This is a genomic window from Acidimicrobiales bacterium, assembly GCA_035546775.1.
Classification (GTDB): domain Bacteria; phylum Actinomycetota; class Acidimicrobiia; order Acidimicrobiales; family JACCXE01; genus JACCXE01.
The window spans coordinates 46,876-68,107 of sequence record DASZWD010000040.1; the positions used below are offsets into that span (position 1 = coordinate 46,876).

Annotated in this window: 20 protein-coding genes; 8 read left to right on the forward strand and 12 right to left on the reverse strand. The window is 69.3% G+C overall.

What is annotated here, in order from left to right; all coding sequences use genetic code 11:
- Positions 1 to 8 precede the first annotated feature (8 nt).
- Positions 9 to 959: a patatin-like phospholipase family protein gene (locus VHC63_09680; protein ID HVV36859.1), complete on the forward strand. Its 951-nt coding sequence runs from the start codon at positions 9 to 11 to the stop codon at positions 957 to 959.
- A gap of 6 nt (positions 960 to 965) precedes the next feature.
- On the opposite strand, the gene VHC63_09685 is transcribed toward VHC63_09680, so the two are convergent.
- The 4 genes from VHC63_09685 to VHC63_09700 form a co-directional block, all read right to left on the reverse strand.
- Positions 966 to 1,619, reverse strand: coding sequence for a hypothetical protein (locus VHC63_09685; GenBank protein ID HVV36860.1), 654 nt, complete (start codon positions 1,617 to 1,619; stop codon positions 966 to 968).
- A 59-nt stretch (positions 1,620 to 1,678) separates the two neighbouring features.
- Positions 1,679 to 2,887 carry a DUF222 domain-containing protein gene (locus tag VHC63_09690; GenBank protein HVV36861.1) on the reverse strand — a complete coding sequence of 403 codons (1,209 nt, stop codon included), beginning with the start codon at positions 2,885 to 2,887 and terminating at the stop codon, positions 1,679 to 1,681.
- Between the two features lie 62 nt (positions 2,888 to 2,949).
- Positions 2,950 to 4,932, reverse strand: a complete 1,983-nt coding sequence (locus VHC63_09695; protein HVV36862.1) for a thioredoxin domain-containing protein — start codon at positions 4,930 to 4,932, stop codon at positions 2,950 to 2,952.
- Positions 4,925 to 5,227, reverse strand: coding sequence for a DUF952 domain-containing protein (locus tag VHC63_09700; GenBank protein ID HVV36863.1), 303 nt, complete (start codon positions 5,225 to 5,227; stop codon positions 4,925 to 4,927). Before VHC63_09700 ends, VHC63_09695 begins: the two co-directional genes overlap by 8 nt.
- Positions 5,228 to 5,254: 27 nt before the next feature.
- On the opposite strand from VHC63_09700, the gene VHC63_09705 reads away from it, so the two are divergent.
- Entirely contained in the window at positions 5,255 to 6,007 is a 753-nt protein-coding gene (locus VHC63_09705) for an SDR family oxidoreductase (GenBank protein HVV36864.1), read from the forward strand.
- Here VHC63_09705 and VHC63_09710 read toward each other — a convergent pair.
- Positions 6,004 to 7,002: a fatty acid--CoA ligase family protein gene (locus VHC63_09710; GenBank protein ID HVV36865.1), complete on the reverse strand. Its 999-nt coding sequence runs from the start codon at positions 7,000 to 7,002 to the stop codon at positions 6,004 to 6,006. The genes VHC63_09705 and VHC63_09710 overlap by 4 nt on opposite strands.
- 22 nt (positions 7,003 to 7,024) lie before the next feature.
- On the opposite strand from VHC63_09710, the gene VHC63_09715 reads away from it, so the two are divergent.
- Positions 7,025 to 7,870 carry a 1,4-dihydroxy-2-naphthoate polyprenyltransferase gene (locus tag VHC63_09715; GenBank protein HVV36866.1) on the forward strand — a complete coding sequence of 282 codons (846 nt, stop codon included), beginning with the start codon at positions 7,025 to 7,027 and terminating at the stop codon, positions 7,868 to 7,870.
- Here the strand turns inward: VHC63_09715 and VHC63_09720 are convergent.
- Entirely contained in the window at positions 7,845 to 8,576 is a 732-nt protein-coding gene (locus tag VHC63_09720; protein ID HVV36867.1) for an alpha/beta fold hydrolase, read from the reverse strand. The two genes, VHC63_09715 and VHC63_09720, sit on opposite strands and share 26 nt — an antisense overlap.
- A 5-nt stretch (positions 8,577 to 8,581) precedes the next feature.
- Between VHC63_09720 and menD the strand changes: the two genes are divergently transcribed.
- Positions 8,582 to 10,168 carry a 2-succinyl-5-enolpyruvyl-6-hydroxy-3-cyclohexene-1-carboxylic-acid synthase gene (menD, locus tag VHC63_09725; GenBank protein HVV36868.1) on the forward strand — a complete coding sequence of 529 codons (1,587 nt, stop codon included), beginning with the start codon at positions 8,582 to 8,584 and terminating at the stop codon, positions 10,166 to 10,168.
- Here the strand turns inward: menD and VHC63_09730 are convergent.
- Both VHC63_09730 and VHC63_09735 read right to left on the reverse strand, forming a co-directional pair.
- On the reverse strand, positions 10,165 to 11,292 hold the full coding sequence (locus tag VHC63_09730; protein HVV36869.1) for an isochorismate synthase: 1,128 nt from the start codon (positions 11,290 to 11,292) through the stop codon (positions 10,165 to 10,167). The genes menD and VHC63_09730 overlap by 4 nt on opposite strands.
- The gene (locus tag VHC63_09735) at positions 11,292 to 11,987 is read right to left on the reverse strand and encodes a ubiquinone/menaquinone biosynthesis methyltransferase (GenBank protein ID HVV36870.1); all 696 of its coding nucleotides are present in this window, start codon (positions 11,985 to 11,987) and stop codon (positions 11,292 to 11,294) included. Before VHC63_09735 ends, VHC63_09730 begins: the two co-directional genes overlap by 1 nt.
- A 24-nt stretch (positions 11,988 to 12,011) precedes the next feature.
- On the opposite strand from VHC63_09735, the gene VHC63_09740 reads away from it, so the two are divergent.
- Positions 12,012 to 13,205, forward strand: a complete 1,194-nt coding sequence (locus VHC63_09740) for an LCP family protein (protein HVV36871.1) — start codon at positions 12,012 to 12,014, stop codon at positions 13,203 to 13,205.
- On the opposite strand, the gene VHC63_09745 is transcribed toward VHC63_09740, so the two are convergent.
- The 3 genes from VHC63_09745 to VHC63_09755 are packed head-to-tail and all read right to left on the reverse strand — an operon-like array spanning position 13,202 to position 18,267.
- Positions 13,202 to 14,086 carry an EamA family transporter gene (locus tag VHC63_09745; protein ID HVV36872.1) on the reverse strand — a complete coding sequence of 295 codons (885 nt, stop codon included), beginning with the start codon at positions 14,084 to 14,086 and terminating at the stop codon, positions 13,202 to 13,204. The genes VHC63_09740 and VHC63_09745 overlap by 4 nt on opposite strands.
- Complete coding sequence (locus VHC63_09750) at positions 14,086 to 15,378, reverse strand: aldehyde dehydrogenase family protein (GenBank protein HVV36873.1); 1,293 nt, start codon at positions 15,376 to 15,378, stop codon at positions 14,086 to 14,088. Before VHC63_09750 ends, VHC63_09745 begins: the two co-directional genes overlap by 1 nt.
- A complete protein-coding gene (locus VHC63_09755; protein ID HVV36874.1) occupies positions 15,379 to 18,267 on the reverse strand; it encodes a response regulator in 2,889 nt (962 codons plus the stop codon).
- A gap of 89 nt (positions 18,268 to 18,356) precedes the next feature.
- On the opposite strand from VHC63_09755, the gene VHC63_09760 reads away from it, so the two are divergent.
- The 3 genes from VHC63_09760 to VHC63_09770 are packed head-to-tail and all read left to right on the forward strand — an operon-like array spanning position 18,357 to position 20,824.
- Entirely contained in the window at positions 18,357 to 19,211 is an 855-nt protein-coding gene (locus VHC63_09760) for a hypothetical protein (protein HVV36875.1), read from the forward strand.
- A gap of 41 nt (positions 19,212 to 19,252) precedes the next feature.
- Positions 19,253 to 20,215 (forward strand): LLM class F420-dependent oxidoreductase, encoded by a 963-nt coding sequence (locus VHC63_09765; GenBank protein HVV36876.1) that lies wholly within the window; start codon positions 19,253 to 19,255, stop codon positions 20,213 to 20,215.
- A gap of 3 nt (positions 20,216 to 20,218) precedes the next feature.
- The gene (locus tag VHC63_09770; protein ID HVV36877.1) at positions 20,219 to 20,824 is read left to right on the forward strand and encodes a hypothetical protein; all 606 of its coding nucleotides are present in this window, start codon (positions 20,219 to 20,221) and stop codon (positions 20,822 to 20,824) included.
- Between the two features lie 14 nt (positions 20,825 to 20,838).
- On the opposite strand, the gene VHC63_09775 is transcribed toward VHC63_09770, so the two are convergent.
- Positions 20,839 to 21,231, reverse strand: coding sequence for a hypothetical protein (locus tag VHC63_09775; protein HVV36878.1), 393 nt, complete (start codon positions 21,229 to 21,231; stop codon positions 20,839 to 20,841).
- Between the last annotated feature and the right edge of the window lies 1 nt (position 21,232).

Genomic DNA, 21,232 nt, shown 5'->3' on the forward strand with positions numbered 1-21,232 from the left:
GCGTCCCGCTGAAAACTGCACTAGTCCTCGGGGGCGGGGGTACCGTCGGCCTCGCCTATCACGCCGGGGTGCTGCGCGCCCTCGAAGTCGAGACGGGGTTTTCGCCCGACGACGCCGAGGTCATCGTCGGTACGTCGGCTGGGTCGGTGGTGGCCGCGTATCTGCGCAGCGGCATGTCGACCAAGGACATGTGGCTGCTCGCCCGCGGCGAGCACCCGACGCACGAGTCCTTCGGCGGCACCGGTGATCGCCGGCCCGACTTGTTCGCGCCGACGTGGGGCAACCCGATCGACGTCGTCCGGAACCTGATCGGCTCGGCCTACGTGCTGGCGCGGGCCGTGTCGCCTTTTCCCCTCCGGCCGCCGGCGGTGCTGCGCTCCGTCTTCCCCGGCGGCATGTTCACCCTCGAGGAGGGCGAGCGGCGCTTCGCCGAGGAACTGCCGAGCGCGTGGCCCGACCAGGCTTTGTGGCTCACCACCGTCGACATCGTGACGGGCCGGCGCGTCGTACTCGGCCGGCCCGGCGCCCCCAAGGTCGAGTTGCCCCGCGCCGTGCTCGCCAGCGCCGCGATTCCCGGGGTGTACCGGCCGGTGCAGGTCGGTCGGCGCAGCCTCATCGACGGCGGCGCGCACTCCACCAGCAATCTCGACCTCGCAGTGCAGGCCGACGTCGACCGCATCATCGGCGTCGTGCCCCTCGCCTTTGACACCGCGTTGCCGCCGGGGCCGCTCGGCCAACTCGTGCGCAACATCCCGGCGCGCCAGCTGCACGCCGAGATGGCGCTGGCCCGTCGACGCAACATCGAGGTGCTGCTGTTCCGCCCGTCCGCGTCGGAGGTGCGTCACCACGGCCTCAACCTCATGCGTCCCGACGGGCTCGAGCGCATCGCCGAGCTGGCCTACGAAGCCACGGTCGAAGCGCTGGCGACGGACCGGTTCGCCGAAGCGTTCGCGGCCTGAAGGCGCCTAACCCGGCAGGAGGGCCGGCACTGTCTTGTAGCAGTGCCCGAAGAAGGGTGCGCTGAGCGCGATGAGGAGGCGCCGGCGCGCTCGCAGCGGATGGCCGTTGCGCTTGTTGATCGCCTCGATGGCGACGGGGTCGGTGCAGGGCAGTTCGTGGACGTGGCCGCGGAAGCGGAATTTGACGATCAAGCCTTCGGCGGTGGCCGAAAGCACGATGTCGCCGTGCGGGTTGACGATCGTCATCGAGGGGCGGTCGCCTTGGAGGGTCCAGTAGGGGACGGCCTCGCCGGCGAATCCGAGGAGTTCGTTCTTCTCCGGATGATGCAGCGGCGTCAGCAGCTTCTGGGCGCGGCGGCCGCGCAGGCGACCGATGGCGACCGGCGGGTGATCGAGCTCGATGGTCTCGGGGCGCGACGGGTCCGGCTCGGCCGGGTTGGCGACGGTACGCGCAGAGAGCACGTCCATCTGGCGCAGGCGTATCGGCACCACGTTGCTCGACTCGGGATCCCACGTGGCCCACACCAACCCGCCCGTGTCGAGGTCGACGCACGCGGCTTCGCCGTCACCGGGCGCGAGCAACAGCAGACGCACGTGCGCGCCAAGCGGCGCGACCGGCTTGCGAAACGCCGGATGCTGCGAATTCTGGGCAAGCGCCACGCCTCAATGTTCGCCCTGTGGACAACGTCGAGGGTGGATACCCGGCGCGTCAGGCGACGTCAGGCGGCGTCAAGCAGCGCGCCGATGGCGCGGGCGCGCACGGCTTGGAGGTGTCGGACGAATTCGTTCTCGCGTTCGGCGGTGGCATCTTGTGGAGGCGCGGCAGTGCCCGGTGGCCGAGTGACGCGGGTTCGGCCGTTCGGGTCGGTGAGCTCGTAGGTGCCGTCGGGGTGTAATCGTTCGGACCAGCCGACGCGATGGGCAACAGGGTGATGAAGGCTGCACTTCAACACGAGGTTGCCGATCGACGTTGGCCCGTGGTCGCGTTCCCACCACTCGACGTGGTGGGCGTCGCACCATGACGGCGGCCGATCACAGCCGGGGTGTCGGCAGTGCTGGTCGCGGGCGACGAGGGCGTTCCACAGGCCCGGGGGTGGTGTGCGTACGGCGCGGCCGTAGTCGAGAATCTCGGAGCCGGCCGCCATCAGGCGGTGCAGGTCGCAGTCGCACAGCAACCGTTGGAGCGTTTCGGTATCGAACCGCAGACCGGTGGTGATGTCGAAGCCTTCGAGGTGGTCGGTGCCGAGACTGGCAGCGTCGATCATCACGTTGAGATGAGGGCGGTGGCGGTTCGCGGGGTTGGTGATGTTCTGGTGGTCACAGAACCAGCGGAAGATGGCGACGAGGGCGGCGCCGCGGCGTTCGGCCGCGGGGATGTCGAAGTCGTGTGAGTCGGCGACTTCTAGCGCGGCAACGGCGAGGCCGTAGCCCTCGGCATCGAGCGTGGCGGTGAGGTGGCCGCGATCTTCGAGCGTCGCCGACATATGGGCGATGTTTTCGCGGTCGTCAGGCTTTGGCCCCGGGTTGAGCGCGTCGGCGCGTTGGCGCCATACGCGCATGGCGGTGAGCGTGCCGAGCGTGTCGAGCGAGGTCAGGTGCGCCAACAGATCAGCCTCGTGCTCGGCGAACAAGCCGACGTGGCGGTCGATCGCCTGCGCGCAGATGATCTTGATCTGCCCGCCGCTCAGGCGACCGTCGAGCCACGCTGCCGCGACCAACGGCCAGCACCGCAGCTTCTTGGCCGCGCTCACCATCCAGGCAGCGTCGGCTCGGGTGTATCCCTGCTCGCGGAGCCACTCCGCCGCCGACACATATCCGGGAGCGTCCCACTCCCGCGACGCGTCGAACGCGCCGACCGCCATCGTCAGCCGCGCCGTGAACCGGTCGTGTTCCGCGACAGCCTCGGCAAGCTCGGCGACCAATGACATCGACGTAATTCTACCCGAAGGGTGTGACGCCGAACAGAGAAAAATCGTACAGACGTTCGGTGTCAGGCGAGCGACTTCAGGAGCGCTTCCACGTCCTGGACCGGCAACTCGCAGACGTAGTCGCGGCAGACGTAGGCGTTGCCTTCGGTGCGGCCTTCCCACAGGGGCGAGTCGTAGGGCTCGCCCCATGCCAGCACCGACAGCGGCCGCCACTCGCCGCGGTAGGCGGCGACGAGGGCGTTGTTGCGGCCGGGGATCACGACTTCGGTGATGCCGCGCGCCAGGAGATGGGCGACGTACACCGCGTGACTGAACGCCGCGGGGTGGTCGCCGATGGGGAGACCGGCGACGATCTCGCGGGCGCGGTCGGTGTAGCGGTCGACGCCGGTGAGGGCGCCGAGACGGGCGAGACCCAGCGCGCCGACGGCGTTGGTCGACGGCGTGGCGCCGTCGAAGGTCTCCTTCGGATTCGCCACGAGCGCCGGTGCGTCGCGCCCGACGGTGAAGATCCCGCCGCCGCCGTCGTCCCAGAACAAATCGAGGAGGGCGTCGGCGGCGGTGCGCGCTTCGTTCGTCCAGCGGGCGGTCCCGGTTGCCTCGCCGAGACGCGTGAACGCGTCGACCAGCCAGGCGTAGTCACCGGCCACCGCGAGGTGCTGGGCGCCGCTTTCCTGCTGCCAGGCCCGCATCCAGCGGTCGCCGGCGCGCAGGTGTGCCAGCAGGAATTCGGCGGTCTCGACGGCCGCCGCCAGCCAGTCGTCGCGGCCGAACGCGCTGCCCGCTTCGGCCAGCGCGGCGACGAACATGGCGTTGGTCTCGGTGATGACCTTGTCGTCGCGCAAGGGACGCACGCGCGTGGCGCGCCCGTCGAGCAGGATCCGCGCGGCGCGCGCCACGTTCGGCGGCACCGTGGGGTCGGCGTCGACTGGGCGGAACAAGATGCTGCGGCCTTCGAAGTTGCCGGCGGGTACGACGCCGTAGAACGCCATGAACTCGTCCGCGAGCGCGGAGTCGTGCAGCGCGCCGCGGATCTCCTCGGGCGACCACGTGTAGAAGAGGCCTTCGTGGCCTTCGCTGTCGGCGTCTTCGGCCGACGCCAGACCGCCTCCGGGCAGGCGCAGGTCGCGCAGCACGTACTCGATCGTGCGCGTGACGACCTGGTGATACCAGCGGTTACCGGTGAGCTGCGCGCCGTGCGTGTACACCCGCACGAAACCGGCCTGGTCGTAGAGCATCTTCTCGAAGTGGGGGACGAGCCACTGCGGGTCGACGGAGTAGCGGGCGAACCCACCGCCGAGGTGATCGTGGATGCCGCCGGCCGCCATGGCGTCGAGCGTGCGGGTGGCGGCGCGGCGCGCCGCGTCGTTGCCGGCGCGGGCGGTGAGGAACAGCGCGTCGACCATCGAGGGTTGTGGGAACTTCGGCGCGCCGCCGAAGCCGCCGAGGCGGTCGTCGTGGTTGGCGAGCAGCAGTTGCACGGTGCCTTCGAGCGGGTCGAACGCGCGGCGCTGCGCTGGCGGCAGGAGGCTGAAGCCGCCGCTCGAGCGCTCGCGTACGGCGTCGGTTACCTGGTCGGCCTGTTCGAGCACCTCGTCCTTGCGGTTGACCCAGGCGTCGTGCACCGCGTCCATGACGTCGCTGAAGCTCGGCATGCCATGGCGGCGCTCGGGCGGGAAGTACGTACCAGCGAAGAACGGCCGTTGCGCGTCGGGCTCGACGAACACCGTCATCGGCCAGCCGCCGCGGCCGGTCATCGCCTGGGTGGCGTCCATGTAGATGGCGTCGACGTCGGGCCGCTCCTCGCGGTCGACCTTGATGTTGACGAACCGCTCGTTCATCACCGCGGCGGTGGCGGCGTCCTCGAAGCTTTCGTGCGCCATCACGTGGCACCAGTGGCAGGCGGCGTAGCCGATCGACAGCAGCACCGGCTTGCCCGTCGCCCGCGCCTCGGCGAAGGCCTCTTCACCCCACGGCCACCAGTCGACGGGATTGTCGGCGTGCTGGCGCAGATACGGGCTGGCCTGGGTGGCGAGGCGATTAGGCATGGAAGGGCTGTACCTCGATCACGGCGTCGAGATGCAACGGACCGTAGATGTGCGGGAAGTCGTTCTCGACCTTGATCTCGGCGCTGACCAGCGCCGGGTCGATGGTGACGACGACGAGCGGCTCGCTGACGTCGCTATACACCAGGACGCCCGTCGGCTGGACCTGATGGGCGAACGAGCAGTGGATGAAGCCGACCTCGTCGAGCGACTTGCCCCGCGTCGAACCGGTGTAGACACCCATCGCGGCAGCGGCGTACCACTGCGCCTGGTCGGTGATGTGGAAGATCGGCTCCATCGCGACCCAGACGTTAGGTTGCGGCGCATGGATCTACGACTGGACGGGAAAGTGGCGGTCGTCACCGGCGGATCGCGCGGCATCGGCCGCGCGATCGCGCAGGCGATGGCTGACTCTGGGGCACGGGTGATGATCTCGTCGCGCAAGGCCGACGACCTCGAGGTCGCGGCGAAGGAAATCGGCAACGGTTGCGAATGGTTCGCCGCCAACGCCGGTAACGAAGAGGAAGCGGCGGCGTGCATCGCCGCGACCGTCGAGCGTCTCGGTGGCATCGACATCCTCGTCAACAACGCGGCCACCAATCCCTACATGGGATCGATTCTCGGCATCGACCGCGCCCGCGCCGACAAGACGGTGCAGGTCAACCAGTGGGGCGTGTTGCGCTGGACGCAGCTGGCCGTCGAGGCCGGCCTCGGCAAGGACCCGGGCTCGTCGGTCATCAACATCGCGTCGGTCGGCGGCTTCGGCGCCAACGCCGTGATCGGTTGGTACAACGTGACCAAGGCCGCCGTCATCCACCTCACCCGCAACCTGGCCCTCGAGCTGGGACCGAACACGCGCGTCAACGCGATCTGCCCCGGCCTGGTGAACACCGACATGGCCAAAGCGCTCGTCGACGCCGCCGGCGAGCAGATGGCGCGGCGGTTGCCGCTCAAGCGCATCGGCCAGCCAGCCGACATCGCCGGTGCCGCGGTGTTCTTGGCGTCCGACGCCGCCGGCTGGATCACGGGTCAGTCGCTCATCGTCGACGGCGGTTCGATGATGATGGGCGGGGGCTAGAGCCGGTCGCGTTGCACCTTGCCTGACGCTGTGCGCGGCAGGGCGTCGACCAGCACGATCTCCTTGGGCGCGCAGTAGGCGGGCAAGGTTTCCTTGACCTTGTCGCGCAGTTGGTCGAGCGTCGGCACCTGCGCGCTCCGCACGACGTAGGCGACGACGCGCTGGCCCCATTCGGGGTCGGGCCGGCCGGCGACGGCGATGTCGCCCATCCCTGCGAGCGCACGCTCGACGGCGATCGGCCACACCTTCTCGCCGCCGGTGTTGATGACGTCGCCGATGCGGCCCTCGACGCGCAACACGCCGTCGGTGAGCGAACCGGCGTCGCCGGTGGGCAACCAGCCGTCGGCGTCCTTGGGGTCGGTGCCGTCGAGGTAGCAACGCAGCAGCATCGGCCCGCGCACGTAGATCTGCCCGGTGCCGTCGACGCGTAGTTCGACGGTGTCGAGGGGGCGCCCGTCGTAGGCGACCCCGCTGCCCGTTTCGGTCATGCCGTAGGTGCGCACGACATTGGGCGCCAGGCCGTCGGGTGCGGCAGCGCCGCCGAGCAGGACGCGGCGGTACCGCGCCGTGTCCATGCGCCGCAGCATCGTCGGCACCACCGACACGAGCGTCGCCGTGCCGTCGTCGGTGAAGCTGAAGGGCGTGCCGGCGTGCAGGGCACGCAGCACGACCGACAACCCGCCAATGTGGGCGAGCGGCAAGCAAGCGAACCACTTGTCGCGCTCGTCGACGGCCAGGGCGGCGTTCGACGCACGCGCCGAGGCGGCGATCGCGTCGTGGGTGAGGACGACGCCCTTCGGTTCGCCCGACGTGCCCGAGGTCGCCACGACGAGCGCGTCGCCGTCCGTGAGGTCGCCGGCGCGTGGCAGCGCGGCGCGCGCCGCTGCCGGCAAGCGGGGATCGATCGGGAGCACGACGTGGCCCGCGTCCCAGGCGCGTCGCATGGCGTCGACGAACTCTGCGCCCACGGCATCAATCCCAAGCAACTGCGGCACGACGATTACCGTAAACGCCGGCATGAAGAAGTGGATCGCCGGGGCGCGACCTCGCACGTTGCCCGCCGCCGTGGTGCCCGTCGTCGTGGGTACCGCCGCGGCGCACGCCGCCGACAGTCCGATCATCTGGTGGCGCGCCGCCGCCGCGCTGGTGGTCGCCGTCGCCGTGCAGGTCGGGACCAACTACGTCAACGACTACGCCGACGGAATTCGCGGCACCGACGACGTGCGTGTCGGCCCCGTGCGCCTGGTCGGCCAAAAGCTGGCGTCGCCCGCAGCCGTCAAGCGCGCCGCGATCGCGTCGTTCGCCGTCGCCGGCGTCGTCGGGCTGGCGTTGTGCGCCGCCGCCGGGTGGTGGCTCGCCCTTGTCGGTGCCGCTGCCATCCTCGCCGGCTGGTTCTACACCGGCGGGCCGCGTCCGTACGGCTACGCCGGGTTGGGTGAAGTCTTCGTGTTCGTATTCTTCGGGCTCGTCGCTACCGCGGGCACCACCTACGTGCAGCTGGAGCGGGTGACGGGGACGAGCGCGGTCGCCGGCGTTGCCGTGGGGATGTGGGCCGTCGCGCTGCTGCTGGTCAACAACATCCGCGACCGCGTCGGCGACGAGGCGTCAGGCAAGAAGACGCTTGCAGTCCGCCTCGGCGATCGGAACGCGCGCGCCCTCTACGTCGCGTGCTTGGGTGTGGGATTCGTGTGTGCCTGCACCCTGTCCCTCTGGGTGTTCGTCCTGCTGGTGTTCATGCCGCGGCCGATCTCGAAGGTCCAGGGCGGCGCCGTCGGCCGTGAGTTGATCGCCGTGCTCCAGCAGACGTCGCTCTTGCAGATGGTGGGCGGTGCGGCGCTCAGTCTCGGGCTATTGGTTCGTTGACGAACGCGTCGAGCGCACCGACGAACGCATCCGGTGCTTCGAGATGCGCGGCGTGACCACAACCGTTGAGCGACGCGATGTGCGCGTCGGGCAGCAGCGTCTCCATGCGCTGCGCGATGGCGGTGAACTTCTCGTCCAGGGCGCCAGTCACCAGCATCACCGGGCACGTGATGTCGGGCAGGCGGTCCCACAGCGGGTCCTGCGCGCCGGTGCCCATCAGGCGCAGCGCGGCGGCGAGGCCGCTGACGGTGTTGTGGCGCCGGGCGTCGAGACCGGCGCTGTCTTCCGGCAAGGTGGCGAACAGCGGCTGGCTCAGCCAGCGCGACAAGAACGCGTCGATCCCGTCACGCTCGAGCTCCTCGGCGAGCAGTTCGTCCGACGCCTGGCGCTCGATGCGCTCGCTGGCAGATTCGAGGCCGGGCGTGGCGCCGATGAGCACGAGACGCTCGACGTTGTCGGGATGGGCGAGTGCTACGTGCAGCGCCAGACGCCCGCCCATCGAGTAACCGACCCAGGTGCCGCGACCCCCTTCGGCCGCCAGCAGGTCCGCCCCCTTCCACAGGTTGAGGTGCGTGTCGTGATGGGCGCCGTGGCCCGGCGCGTCGAGCGCGACGACGTCGTGGCCCAGAGCGGTGAGGCGGTATTCGATCGCGTCCCACGACTCGGCGGTCTGGGTGAAGCCGTGGACGAGAATGAGTCGGGCCATCGCGTATGACGGTACAGGCCGAGTTCTGCTCCACGATCGTCGACGAATGGATCCGCGGCGGGCTGACGCACGCGATCATCGCTCCGGGAAGTCGCTCGACGCCGCTGGCCCTCACGCTGGCGGCGCGCCCGCAACTCGACGTGCGCGTCGTGCTCGACGAGCGATCGGCGGCGTTCGTGGCGTTGGGGGTCGGCTTGGCGAGCGGGCGCGCCGCCGTCGTGCTCACCACGAGCGGTACCGCCGCCGCCGAACTCGTTCCCGCGGCTGTCGAAGCGCACCACGCTCGCGTGCCGCTGCTGCTGGTCACCGCCGACCGGCCGTGGGAAGCGCTGGAGGTGCGGGCGCCGCAGACCATCGACCAGACGCGCCTGTTCGAAGGCTTGACGCGCTTCAGCGCGTCGCCGGGCGTTCCCGACCTCGCATCGGCCAAGGTGTGGCGGTCGCTGGCGTCGCGGGCGCTGCTCGACACCCGCCATCACCCGTCGGGCCCCGGACCCGTACACCTGAACCTGCCCTTCCGCGAACCGTTGTTGCCCGACCGGCCGGACGCGTCGCCGGCGGGGCGTGACGGCGGCGCGCCGTGGCACCGCGTCGACACCAGCCCAACCGGGTTGACGCCCCTGGGCATCGCCGGACGGCGCGGCCTCGTCGTCGCCGGCGCCGGCGCGCCAGCGCCCGGTGCGCTGCAGCAACTCGGCTGGCCGATCCTCGCCGACCCACGCTCGGGGGCGCGGGTGCCGCACCCGTTGACGATCGCGGCGGCCGACGCCCTCCTGCGCGCCCCGTTCGCCGAGGCGCACAAGCCCGACGTCGTCGTGCACGTGGGTGAACCCTGGGCCAGTCGGATCGTCAACGAGTGGCTGGCCGGAACCGGCGCCGACCACATCGTGGTCGACCCGTACGGCACGTGGCCCGATCCATCGCGACTGGCGTCGACGTTCGTGCGCGGCCCGGTGGCGCTCGTTGCCGAAGACGCCCCCGACGCTGGTTGGGTGGCGGATTGGACGACGGCCGAGGCCGCGGCGCAGCGCGCCATCGACGCCACCCTTGCGCTGCCGGCGCACCTGCCGAGCGCGTCGTCGGTGCTGCGCGGCCTGCTGAAGTCGGCCGCCGACGACGAGACGCTGTTCGTCGCGTCGTCGATGCCGATTCGCGACCTCGAGTGGTTCGGCGCGGCGCGCGACGGCGCCCGCGTGCTGTCCAACCGCGGCGCCAACGGCATCGACGGGCTGGTGTCGACGGCGGCGGGCGTGGCGTGGGCTTCCGCCCCGCATCCCGTGACCGCCGTGCTGGGCGACCTCGCGTTCTTGCACGACGTCGGTGGGTTACGCGCCGCCGTCGGGTTGACCAACCTCGACTACGTCGTGATCGACAACAGCGGCGGCGCCATCTTCGACTTTCTGCCGCAAGCGCAGGAACTCGACGCCGACACGTTCCGGGCGCTGTTCACCACCCCGCACGGCCTCGACCTCGATGCGGTGGCGGCGTCGGTGCCCGGCACCCGCGTCGCCGTGCACCGCGTGCTCGCGGGCACGGCCATGGCGACGCACCGCGCCGTGCACGCGGCGGTGGCCGAAGCGATCGCGTCCTAAGGACGCACGAGTGCGGCCAGCAGTGCTTGCAGCTTGAGTTGGCTCTCCACCAACTCGGACTGGCTGTCCGACCCGGCGACGACGCCGCAGCCGGCGCGCAGCACGGCGCGCGTGTCATCGATCTCGGCGCAACGGATGCCGACCCACCACTCGCCGTTGCCGCGGGCGTCGACCCAGCCGACCGGCCCGGCGTAGCGGCCGCGGTCGAGCCGCTCGTGGCGGGCGAGCCAGGCGAGGGCGGCGGCGCTGGGCTGGCCACCGACGGCGGCGGTGGGGTGCAAGGAGGCGACGAGGTCGAGCACGGACGCCGGCGCGGTGGCGCCCAGCGTGCCGGTGATCTTCGTGCCGAGGTGCGTGACGTTGCGCAGCGCGACGACCGAGGGGCCCGCGGGCACGTCGAGCGACGCACAGTAAGGCCGCAGGGCGTCGGCGACGCCGTCGACGGTAAGCCGGTGCTCGGCGCGGTCCTTGTCCGACGCGAGGAGGGCGGCCGCCGCCTCGTTGTCGGCATCGGGATCGCCGACGCGGGCCGTGGTGCCGGCGAGGGGATGCGAGACGATCTGGTCGCCGACGCGGCTGATCAACAACTCCGGGCTGGCACCGACGAATCCGTCGACCGAGTACGTCGTGCACGATGGGTAGAGATCGTGCAGGCGGCGCACGACGTCGGCCACGACGATCGGGCGATTGGCCGCCACCTCCACGGCGCGTGCGACGACGACCTTCTCGAAGTCGCCGGCGTCGATGGCGGCGAGCGCATCGTCGACGAGATCGCACCAGTCGGCGTGCGACAGCGACGGGGTGAGGCTGAAGGCGTCGGGGGCCAGCGGTTGGTCGGCGGTGTCGGGTGACGGGCCGACGCCGTCGCGGACGAACCACACTTCTTCGGGCACCACCAGCGACGCCGCCAACACCCGGTTGAACGGCAGCGCACCCACCGCGATCGCGCCGTCGCCCAGAGCGGCGAGCTCGTTGCCGACGCGCTCGCCGAGTTCACCGTCGGAAGCGCCGGCGGGCAGATCGATGCGGGCGCGCACGCCGCGGGCCACGAAGCCGCCGTCGCGCCCGCCGAGCATGACGATGTCGTCGTCGCGGATGCCGGCCAGCAGTTTGGTCAGGTCCACTAGGCGCGCCTCGCGGTGATGAGCTGCGCGATGCCGGTGCTCAGCTGCTGACGTTCGACGGACGTGAAGCCGGCGCGCTCGATCATCGCCAGCAGTTCGGGCGTCGGCGGAAGGTAGGCGACCGAGCGCGGCAGGTAGCGATACGCGGCGGGGTCGGAAAACAAGCCGCCGATCATTGGCACGACTCGGCCGAAGTACACGCGGTGGCCGAACGCCAAGACCGGGTTGGTCGGTGTGGACACTTCGAGCAGCGCCAGTGAACCACCGGGGCGCAGTACCCGCGCCATCTCGGCGAAGCAGGCGTCGAGGTCGACGAGGTTGCGCAACGCCAAGCCGCAGGTGACACCGTCCATCGCCGCGGTGGCGATGGGCAGGAAACGCGCGTCGGATTGCACGAGCGGCGCAGCAGTACGGGCGTTGGCCAGCATGCCCGCCGACAGGTCGAGCGCGATCGGGGCCATGCCCCGATGTTCCATTTCGCGGCAAAGGTCACCGGTCCCTGCCGCGATGTCGAGCACGCGGGCGCCGCCGCCGAGTTGCAACGAGTCGAGCGTGCGCCGGCGCCACCGGACGTCCATGCGGAACGTCATGACACGGTTCACGAGGTCGTAGCGCGGGGCGATGGCGTCGAACATGGCGCCGACGGCGTGAACCTTTTCCTCGCCCTCGGGCAGAGGAGGCGCGCTTCGACCCATGCCCCCAAACTAGATTGACCTCAGATGAGCAGTCACTTTCGGCGGGGGGTGGGGCCGCAGCGGCTGCGCGTGGCAGTCGTCGCCGCGATCGCCGTCGTGCTCGTCGGCTTCGGGATCGTGAAGGCGACGCCGCATCACCGGGCGCTGGTCGTGGGCAAGTACGAGGGGTCGACGACGACGTCGCCGACGGTCACCGTGCCTGCGCCCGACATCGGCCGCGCTCCGATCCCCGCGCCCAAGGGCGGCAGTGACCTGCTCGGCGCCAACGGATCGGCCTATGGCCGGGCGCTGGCGTTCCACAGCACCATCCCGATCAAAGACGGGCTGCGGTTCATGCTGATCGTCGGCTCCGATGCCCGGCCGGGCCAGGACTTGCGCCACACGCGCACCGACTCGCTGCACGTGGTCGCCGTCGACCCGGCGACGCACTCGGGAACGATCGTGGGGATCCCGCGCGACACCTACGTCGACATTCCCGGTCACGGGCAGCACAAGATCAACGAAGCGATGGAGCTCGGTGGTCCGTCGCTGATGATGGAGACGATCCGCAACTTCACCGGCCTCCCCGTGGAGTACTACGTGCTCACCGGGTTCGAGGGCTTCTCGCAGATGGTCGACGAGTTGGGCGGCGTGGACGTGAACGTGCCCCGCAACATGAACGACAACTACTCCGGCGCGCACTTTGCCGCGGGCTACCACCACTTCAACGGCGAACAGGCGCTGGCGTTCTGCCGCGACCGTCACGACGTCGCGTACGGCGACTTCACCCGCTCCGAGAACCAAGGCCTCCTCATGCTGGCGACGCTGGCGAAGCTAAGGGCGGAGACAACCGACGACGCCGGCCTGCGAAGGTGGCTGTCGGTGCTGGCCGAGCACGCCGAGTTCGACGCGTCGATGTCGGAGATGGAGAGCCTCGCCGCGCTCGTGCGCCGCATCGACCCGTCGTGGCTCCAGAACGTCGTGATGCCGGGCAAGACAGGCACGGCGTCGGGTGGCCAGTCGGTCGTGTACCCGACGGAGGCGGCGGCGGCGGTGTGGGGCGACCTGCGCGACGACGCTCGCCTCACCAACGCACCGACGGGCAGCGACAACACCGAAGACACGACGGCGACGACGGTCGAGGAACCGACGACCGACACGACGGACACCACCACGACGACGCAACCGCCGCTGATAAGCCACGGTGGCGGCGGCGATACGACGACCACCGCGCCTTAGCGAATCGAGACCAGTGCGATGCCGCAGATGATCATGCTGGCCGCGATCTTCTGGTGCGTCGCCATGCGCTCGCGCAGGAAAACGCGCGCGAGAACCAGCGTCGGCACGGAGAACGCGCTGCTGAGAACCACGATGATGGCGGTATGGGTGGTGGCGCTGAACCCGTAGCTGACGGCGGCGAATGCTGCCGCGTCGCACACGCCGATCAGCCCGATGTAGGGGGCGACACGGAGGCTCGGAACGGTCAGAGCCTCTCCCGTGACGATGGCGTAGACGCCGACGGTGAACGCGGCGGTGACACGGATAAGAACGAGGAAGAACAACCAGTCGCGCGGACCGAGGAACCGGTCGAAGAGAACGAACCAGAACGCGTCCGCCACTGCTGACGCGGCGACGAGCCGCAAACCCGGCATCGCACCGACGCGCCGGCCGACCAACATCGTCGATACGTCGCCGAAAGTGGTGCTGATGGCGACGACGCCACAGATGACGACGGCGATGGCCACGCACTGTCCCTTGGACACGTGCTCGCCGAACACGACAGCGCTAAGCAGCACCACCAGCACCGCATGCGACGAGAAGATCGGACTCAACACGCTGAGCGTTCCTTGGCGAAACCCGGCGTAAAGCCACAGGTACGACACGGAGTTCACGATGCCGAACAGCACCAGCCACAGCGCGTCGACGCAATGGACTGTCGGAACCTCACGCACAACTGCCAGCAGGCCGAGCAGTGGTACGAGGCCCACGATCTGGGCCCAGAACAGCGTCGCGATCTCACCAACGGCGTCGACGGTCTTCTTGGCAAAGAAGTCGGCCACGCCCCAGCCCAACATGCCGCCGAGACCTGCAAACGTCGCGACCAGCAGTGAATCGCGCATCACGGCGCGATGACGGAGCGAGGACCCAGCGGGTGCTCGCGCACGGCGTGGGCCGCGCGGTGGTGACTGCGCTCGCCGATCGGCACCACCCGGTGCCGTTGAAGGTACGGAACGCGGCTCAGCGCCTCGGAGATCAGCATCGGCCCGACCTCGACGTCGTTGCCGCAGGCGACGTAGTTCGCCTTCGCTCCGTTGCCGCCAAAGGGCGTGTTGCCTTGCTCGACCTGGAGCACGGTCTGCTCGAACAGCACCGTCGAGGATTCGAATAGCCCGGCCACGGGAGCCTGGCCGTAGAGCGAGACGTACATCGCGTTGTCGCGGTAGTCGCGCCCGGAGAAGAACGCCGCCAGTTCCTCGTCGCTCTCGTAGACCAGCACGTAGAAGATCGGGGCGAAGAACTCGGTGACGAAGTCGTGCTCGGAGAGGGGACGCACGATGACCGTCGGGTCCACGAAACCCGACTTGACGTCCACCGTGCCGCCAACGATCGTGTCGGCGGCCAGCGAAGCGAGCCGCGCCGCCAGGTCTTTGAGCGGTCGGCGATTCAGGATCGAGCCGATGCGGACCCGCGGGTCGTCGTAGGACCCCGCCCGCAGCGACCCGATGCGGTCGGCCACCGACGCGACGAACTCGTCGAGCTTGCTCATGTGGACCAGGAACACGTCGGGGGCCGCGCAATCCTGCCCACTGTTGAACACGCGGGCGGTCACCACGTTGTCGATGACCTCGGGTGTTAGGCGGGCCTGCGCGCCGATGACGACGGGATTGACGCCACTGCCTTCGAAGAGGAACACGCTGCTGGAGCACTGGTTCCGGACCTGCTCAGCCGACTCGTAGCGGCCGGTGAAGATCACGGCTTGGGCGCGGCTAGCGACGACGTCGATGAATTGCCGGCGCGTTGCCTCATGGAGGTGCACGCGCGGGAAGAAATCCTCGAGGTGGGCGGCGACCGCAACCTGCCGCAGCCAACCCGGAGTCGACGCCGGCAGACGAACATCGACGCGCCCCGCCATCAGCGACGGCACGGCGGCAAAGAGGATGAGCGAGTACAGGGGCAGGTTGATGGGCAGGAATACGGCGACGGAGTCGAGATCCGCCTTGCGCAAGTGCGCCAACTCGCGGTGCAGATTGCGCAGCGTGTCGATCGAGTTGCACACCTCGTTGACCGCGGTCTCGTAGCTCTCACATTCCGTGAGTACTTGCACGATCGCGTGGCGGTGGCGCTCGAGGTAATCGGCGCAGTCCCGCGCCACGGCGACGTCGTCGAGCCGCGGATTGACGCCGGTGCTCATTTAGCTCACAGCTTCGACGCGCCGCTCGGTTCGCGCCATCAGCGACGACAACAGCGCGCCGAGGGCGGCGGGGTCGATCGGCTTCGTGAGGTAGTCGTCCATGCCGACTTCGAGGCACCGCTCGCGGTCAGACGACGTCGCCGACGCCGTCATGGCGACGATCGGCGTGCGCGGCTCGCGCTCGTGGAGACGGAACTCCGTCGTAGCCTCGTAGCCGTCCATACGCGGCATCTGGCAATCCATGAGCACAACGTCGAATCGTTGCCGGTCGAGCATCTCCAGGGCTTCGATGCCGTCGGACGCGACGTCGACGGTGTAACCCAGCTTCGTCAGGATCGCGACGGCAACCTTCTGGTTCACGCGGTTGTCCTCGACGACGAGCAAGTGCCCGCCGCTCGGAGTCGTCTCCGGTTCCGGTTCGATCGTCGTCGGATCCGCCGGTAGCGACGGAGCGAAGGCACGCAGCAACTCGTTCGCGTTCACCGGCTTGCTGACCCAAGCGTCGACGAGGTTGTCCTCGTCGTGCTCGCCGTCGAAGAGACCGATGATCCGGGTCGAACCGAGCACGGGGTGCAGTCGGACGGCGCGCACGAAGTCGCGCCGCGACATGCCGCCCAGGAGCACGCCGACGACGACGGAGTCGTACCGGGCCCCTTCAGCTGCGGCTTCGAGTTCGGCCAAAGCGGTGTGAGCGTCGGCCGCCGTCGCCGTTTCGATCCCGTGGGCCACCAGGGCGTCAACGCACTGCGTGCGGGCGGCGGCTAGTGCGCTGACCACGAGCACGTGACGCGTCGCGTCGGCGATCTCCTGGGGGAGCGTCTCGATCGGTGCGATCGGCGCGTCGAAGGCGACGGTGAACCAGAAACGGCTGCCCTGGCCCAACTCGCTCTCGACGCCGATCTCGCCGCCCATGAGTTGCACGAGTTGCCGGCAGATCGACAGGCCCAGGCCACTGCCGCCGTGGCGCCGTGTGGTGCTGGTATCGGCCTGCACGTATTGCTCGAACAGCTTCTCGCGGTTGGCCTCGGTTAGGCCGATGCCCGTGTCCACGACGTTGAACTGCACCAGCGTGCCGATGTTGCGGACGGTAACGACGATCTCGCCCTCGTCGGTGAACTTCACCGCGTTGGACGCCAGGTTCGACAGCACTTGCCGCAAGCGGAGCCGGTCACCCACCACGGTGTCGGTGACGTCGTTTTCGATCACGGTGCGCAGCGCCACGCCCTTTTGCCGGGCGGCCGACAGGCTGCCGCTGAGGCCGGCGTCGACCGCGGCCCGCAACGAGAAAGGCTGCGCTTCGAGTTCGAGGCGGCCCGCTTCGATGCGGGAGAAGTCGAGCACGTCGTTGACCAGGGCGGCCAGCGCCTCGGCCGAGTCAGCCATCGTGTCGACGTAGTCGCGCTGCTCACAGGACAACTCGGTAGCGCGGACGAGACCGAGCATGCCCATAAGGCCGTTGAGTGGCGTGCGGATCTCGTGGCTCATGTTGGCCAAGAACACCGACTTCTGGTGCGACGCCTCGTTGGCGCGGCGCACGGCCGCTTCGCGCTCCGCCGCCAGACGCTTGCGCTCGGTGCTGTCACGAATCGTGAGCGACACGCCGTTGACGCTGGTCTCGTCGCGCAGGTCGGCGGCCACGACGTCGATGTAGCGCCAGCCGACGGAGTTGCGCATGCGCCACTCGACGGCGGTCGACTGATCGGGACTCGCCAGCAACGAGCGCAGCTTCTGGCGGTCGGCGGGGTGAAGATAGTCGCCGAAGGAGCAGTTCTCGGCCGCCATCAGGCTGGTGCCGAGGACGCGCTCGGTCGACGGCGTCTCGTAGACGACGCGGCCGGCGTCGTCGAGCAGAACGATGGCGTCCGAGGAGTTCTGAACCAGCGAGCGGAACCGGGACTCGCCTTCGGTTTCGGCCATCGTGCGGGCGAGCGCCGCGATACGCCAGAACACGAGGGTGTAGAGCACGATGCCGACGACGCCGATGGCGACGGCGTCGTCGACGTGGCCCATGGTCTGCTCCACGAGCAGCACGATCGGAGGGATCAGCGCGGCGCCGGCGACGATGACGAGTCGGCGAACGCTCAGCGAGGAGCGCGCCTTGGCCGGCTGGGTGAGTTCGGTCATCGACGGATGCAGCGCGGCGGCGCCCCATCCGACGTAGAACGCGATCCACAACGCGTCGACCGGGTTGTGCTCGTGCCACGCGCCGATCAGGTTCATGTAGCCGTACAGCGAGTCGGCGGCGAGGAGGAACACGGTCGACCCCGTGAGCAGCCAGAACGCCTTGGAGCGCGTGCCGCCACCGACTGCGAGGCGCACACCGACGGCGAGCAGCGCGACGTCCGCCGACGGGTAGGCGATCGAGGTGAGGCGGGCCAGTACGGTCATGTCGCCGGACAGATAGGGCGAGATCAAGATCACCCACGCCAGCAGCCCGATGGCACTGGTGATGATGGCGGCGTCGATGACCGCCGTACGCTCGCGCTTGGTGCGCGACCGGATCATCAGCGCGAGGCCGACGATCATCGTCGGGTACATGAGGAGATACACGACGTCGACGTAGGACGGGAACATGTCCATCGACTTCTGCTGGATCTGTGCCCGGAACGTGTACATGTTGTCGCCGAGGATGAACAACGCTGTACCGGCGAGAAGGAAATACCACGCGGCCCGCGACGCCGGCTTGTGCAGCCGTATCCCCAGCGCGATCGCCGCCACCGCCGACCAGCCGATGAGCGGCCAGAAAATGAGCTTGGCAGGATCACGCGGGACGGCGAAATAGCAGACGCTTACGACCGCGGCGAACAGGAGGTACCAGCGCCAGGCGTAACGGCGCAGCGCCGACGCCGCCTGCGGCGCACGAACCGGAGCAAGGTCCGAGAAGGGCATGCGAGTTCTCAATCGGTTTTGGCAAGCCGTTGGCAATAGGGTCGAAAGTCCCAACTTCGTGTCAATTACCGGCGAGTAAGTTCGGTGGTTTGCGGACTCGGTGCCTCGCCGTCGTGTTCCTCCTGGTCGCCACCGGGTGCAGCCGCGGCACCAATGACCACCCACTCGCGTTCGCGGCGCCACAGCGGGTCGCGGTGGCGTCCGGCGTCGAGGCGATGGCCGTCGACGGCACCACGCTGTACTACGGCGTCGTCGACACCGGCGACATCTACCGCGTCGACGCCGTGCATCCCGGCGAGCCCGAGCGCATCGGCCACGTCGTCGTGCGCTCAGCCGGAACGAACGGTTTGGTCGGTTTGGCGGTGCGGGGCCACGCGCTGTTCGTGGCCTACGTGCAACCCGACCGGCACCTCGTGGTCGCCACGCTCGAGCGCGGCGTCGTCTGGACCGGGCCGCTCACGAACTCACTGCATCACGACGGTCACATCGCCTTCGACGACGGTGGCCACCTCGTCATCTCGTTCCATAGCCAGCTGATCGAGGTCGGCGGCGGCGGGGGATCGACGGTCGTGAGCGACGGGTGGGTGAGCCCGTTCGCCTTCGACATCGACGCGCACAACCGACTCTTCGTGGCCGACCAACCGCCGCTCCACGGCCGCGCCCTCGTGGCCCACGGACGCGACGGCGCCGCGGCGCGCCGGCGGCGCGGTGCCGAGTTGTTCCGCGGCTCGAAGCCCAGCGGTCTGGTGGTCCTCGGCGACGACCTCCTCGTATGCCGCGGCGGTCAGGGCGACGTGTTCCGCGTCCACGTCGACGCCGGCGGAAGTCTCAAGCGGCGCGCCGCCCTGCCCGACGTGAAATGCCGCAGCGCCATTGTCGCCCTCAGCGACGGCTCGATCGTGACGTCCGTCGCCCACGAGATCCGCCGCTACCCGCCGGCGTAACCCGTCGCCCGCTCACGTTCTGCCATGGCAGGATCAGCCGCATGACCTTTCCCATCACGTTTGGCGTGTTCATGCCGCAGGGCTGGAAGATGGAACTCGCCGAGCTCGAGGGCGCCGAGGCCAAGTGGAACAAGGCCGTCGAGATCGCGGTCAAGGCCGAAGAACTCGGCTTCGACTCGCTCTGGGTCTACGACCACTTCCACAACGTGCCGCGGCCGGCGCACGAGGCCGTGTTCGAGTGCTGGACGACGATGGCGGCGATCAGTCAGCGCACGTCGAAGATTCGGCTCGGCCAGATGGTCGGGTGCAATAGCTACCGCGAGCCGTCGGTGCTGGCGAAGATCACGAGCACCGTCGACGTGATCAGCGGGGGCCGCCTTGACTGGGGCATCGGGGCCGGCTGGTACGAGAACGAGTACAAGGGCTACGGCTTCGAGTTCAAAGCGCCGAAGGACCGCATCGGGATGCTCAAGGAGTGCGTCGAGATCGTGCGGTCGATGTGGACGGAGCAAGAAACGTCCTACGACGGCAAGTACTACAAGCTGGAACGGGCGCACTGTGACCCGAAGCCGCTGCAGTCGCCGCGGCCGCGCATCCTGATCGGTGGCGGCGGCGAGCAGCTGACATTGCGCGTCGTGGCCCGTCTCGCCGACCGGTCGAACTTCGGCGGCACGCCCGAACAGTTCGCCGCCAAGTGCGAGATCCTCAAGAACCACTGCAAGGACGTCGGGCGCGATTACGACGAGATCGAAAAGACGATCTCGGGTGAAGTGATGATCCGCGAGTCCGAAGACGAGCTGCGCGCCCTCGGTTCCAAGTCCCTGTGGGGTCAGCCCTTCGACGAGTGGCGCGCCGGTGCACTCGTCGGCACGCCCGACGAAGTGGCCGAGAAGGTCAAGCAGTACGTCGACCTCGGCTGCACCGGCTTCTTCCCGTGGACGAGCGACTATCCGTCAACCGAGACGATCGAGTTGTTCGCCGGGATCGCCAAGCAGTTCCGCTAGGTCGTGTCGACGGCGCGGCGTCGGACGTGGGCGACGGCACTCGTCGTCGCTGCCGGTCTGCTCGCCGGCTGCGGCGGGTCGGCCTCGCCGTCGGTCGCCGGGACGCGCCCGCACCACCTCCACGCGTCGGTCCACGTCGACGGCCTCGCCCGGCCGGTTACGGCGTCGGTCACCCTGGAGTTCCCGGCGCGCTGGGACGTCACCGCGGCCACGGCGACCCATCTGCGCTTCCGTGAGGGCACGCGCGGTTGCACGTACACGGTGGACGCACGCCTCGACGTGGTCTCGCTCGACGTGGCGACGGCGACCGACGCAGCCCGTTCGCTGGTCCCGACGGGTACCGGTCATCTGTTGGAGTCCGGACAGCGGGGCTCGGCGGGCTGGCGAGTGGTGAAGCTGCGCGGCAACGGGACCCAGGTGCGCCTTGATGCCGTGCGGACCCAGCCGCTGCGCTCCGTCGCTAAACGCGCCGGTCGGCCGACGTGGCTGGCGACGCGCCTGACGGGCGCATCGGATGCCGGCGACGAGTGCCACTCCGGGACCTACCGCGACACCCTCGGGCCGGCCTTGGGCGACGCCCTCGCCACCATGCGAGCCCGCGCCTACTGAGGGAGGCCTGCGCCTTACTTGAACCAGAGGCGCACGTAGTTGCGCGACTGGGGATGCACGATCAGCGCGAGGAGGGCGATCTCGAAGATCCACTCCACGAGGTCGAGGCTGAGCGGGCTTTGGTGGTAGCGCACGCAAAAGGCGAGCTTCGCCACGATTGGCAGCGCGGCGACGGCGATGCCGAGAAACCACCCGAGTTTCTTCTCCTGCGCGATGAAGTAGGCGCCGACGGCGCCGCCCACCGCGACGAACAAGCGGCCGAGGTTCTCGGCTTGCTGTGACTGCAAGGCGGCGCCGACGCCGGTGTTCTGGCCGAGCAGGATGAACACCGCCCCGGCGTAGAGCAGGAACGTGGCGATGACGAGCGTCTGGGGCTGGCTCTGGTTGACCCACCGGCGTGTTTGCACG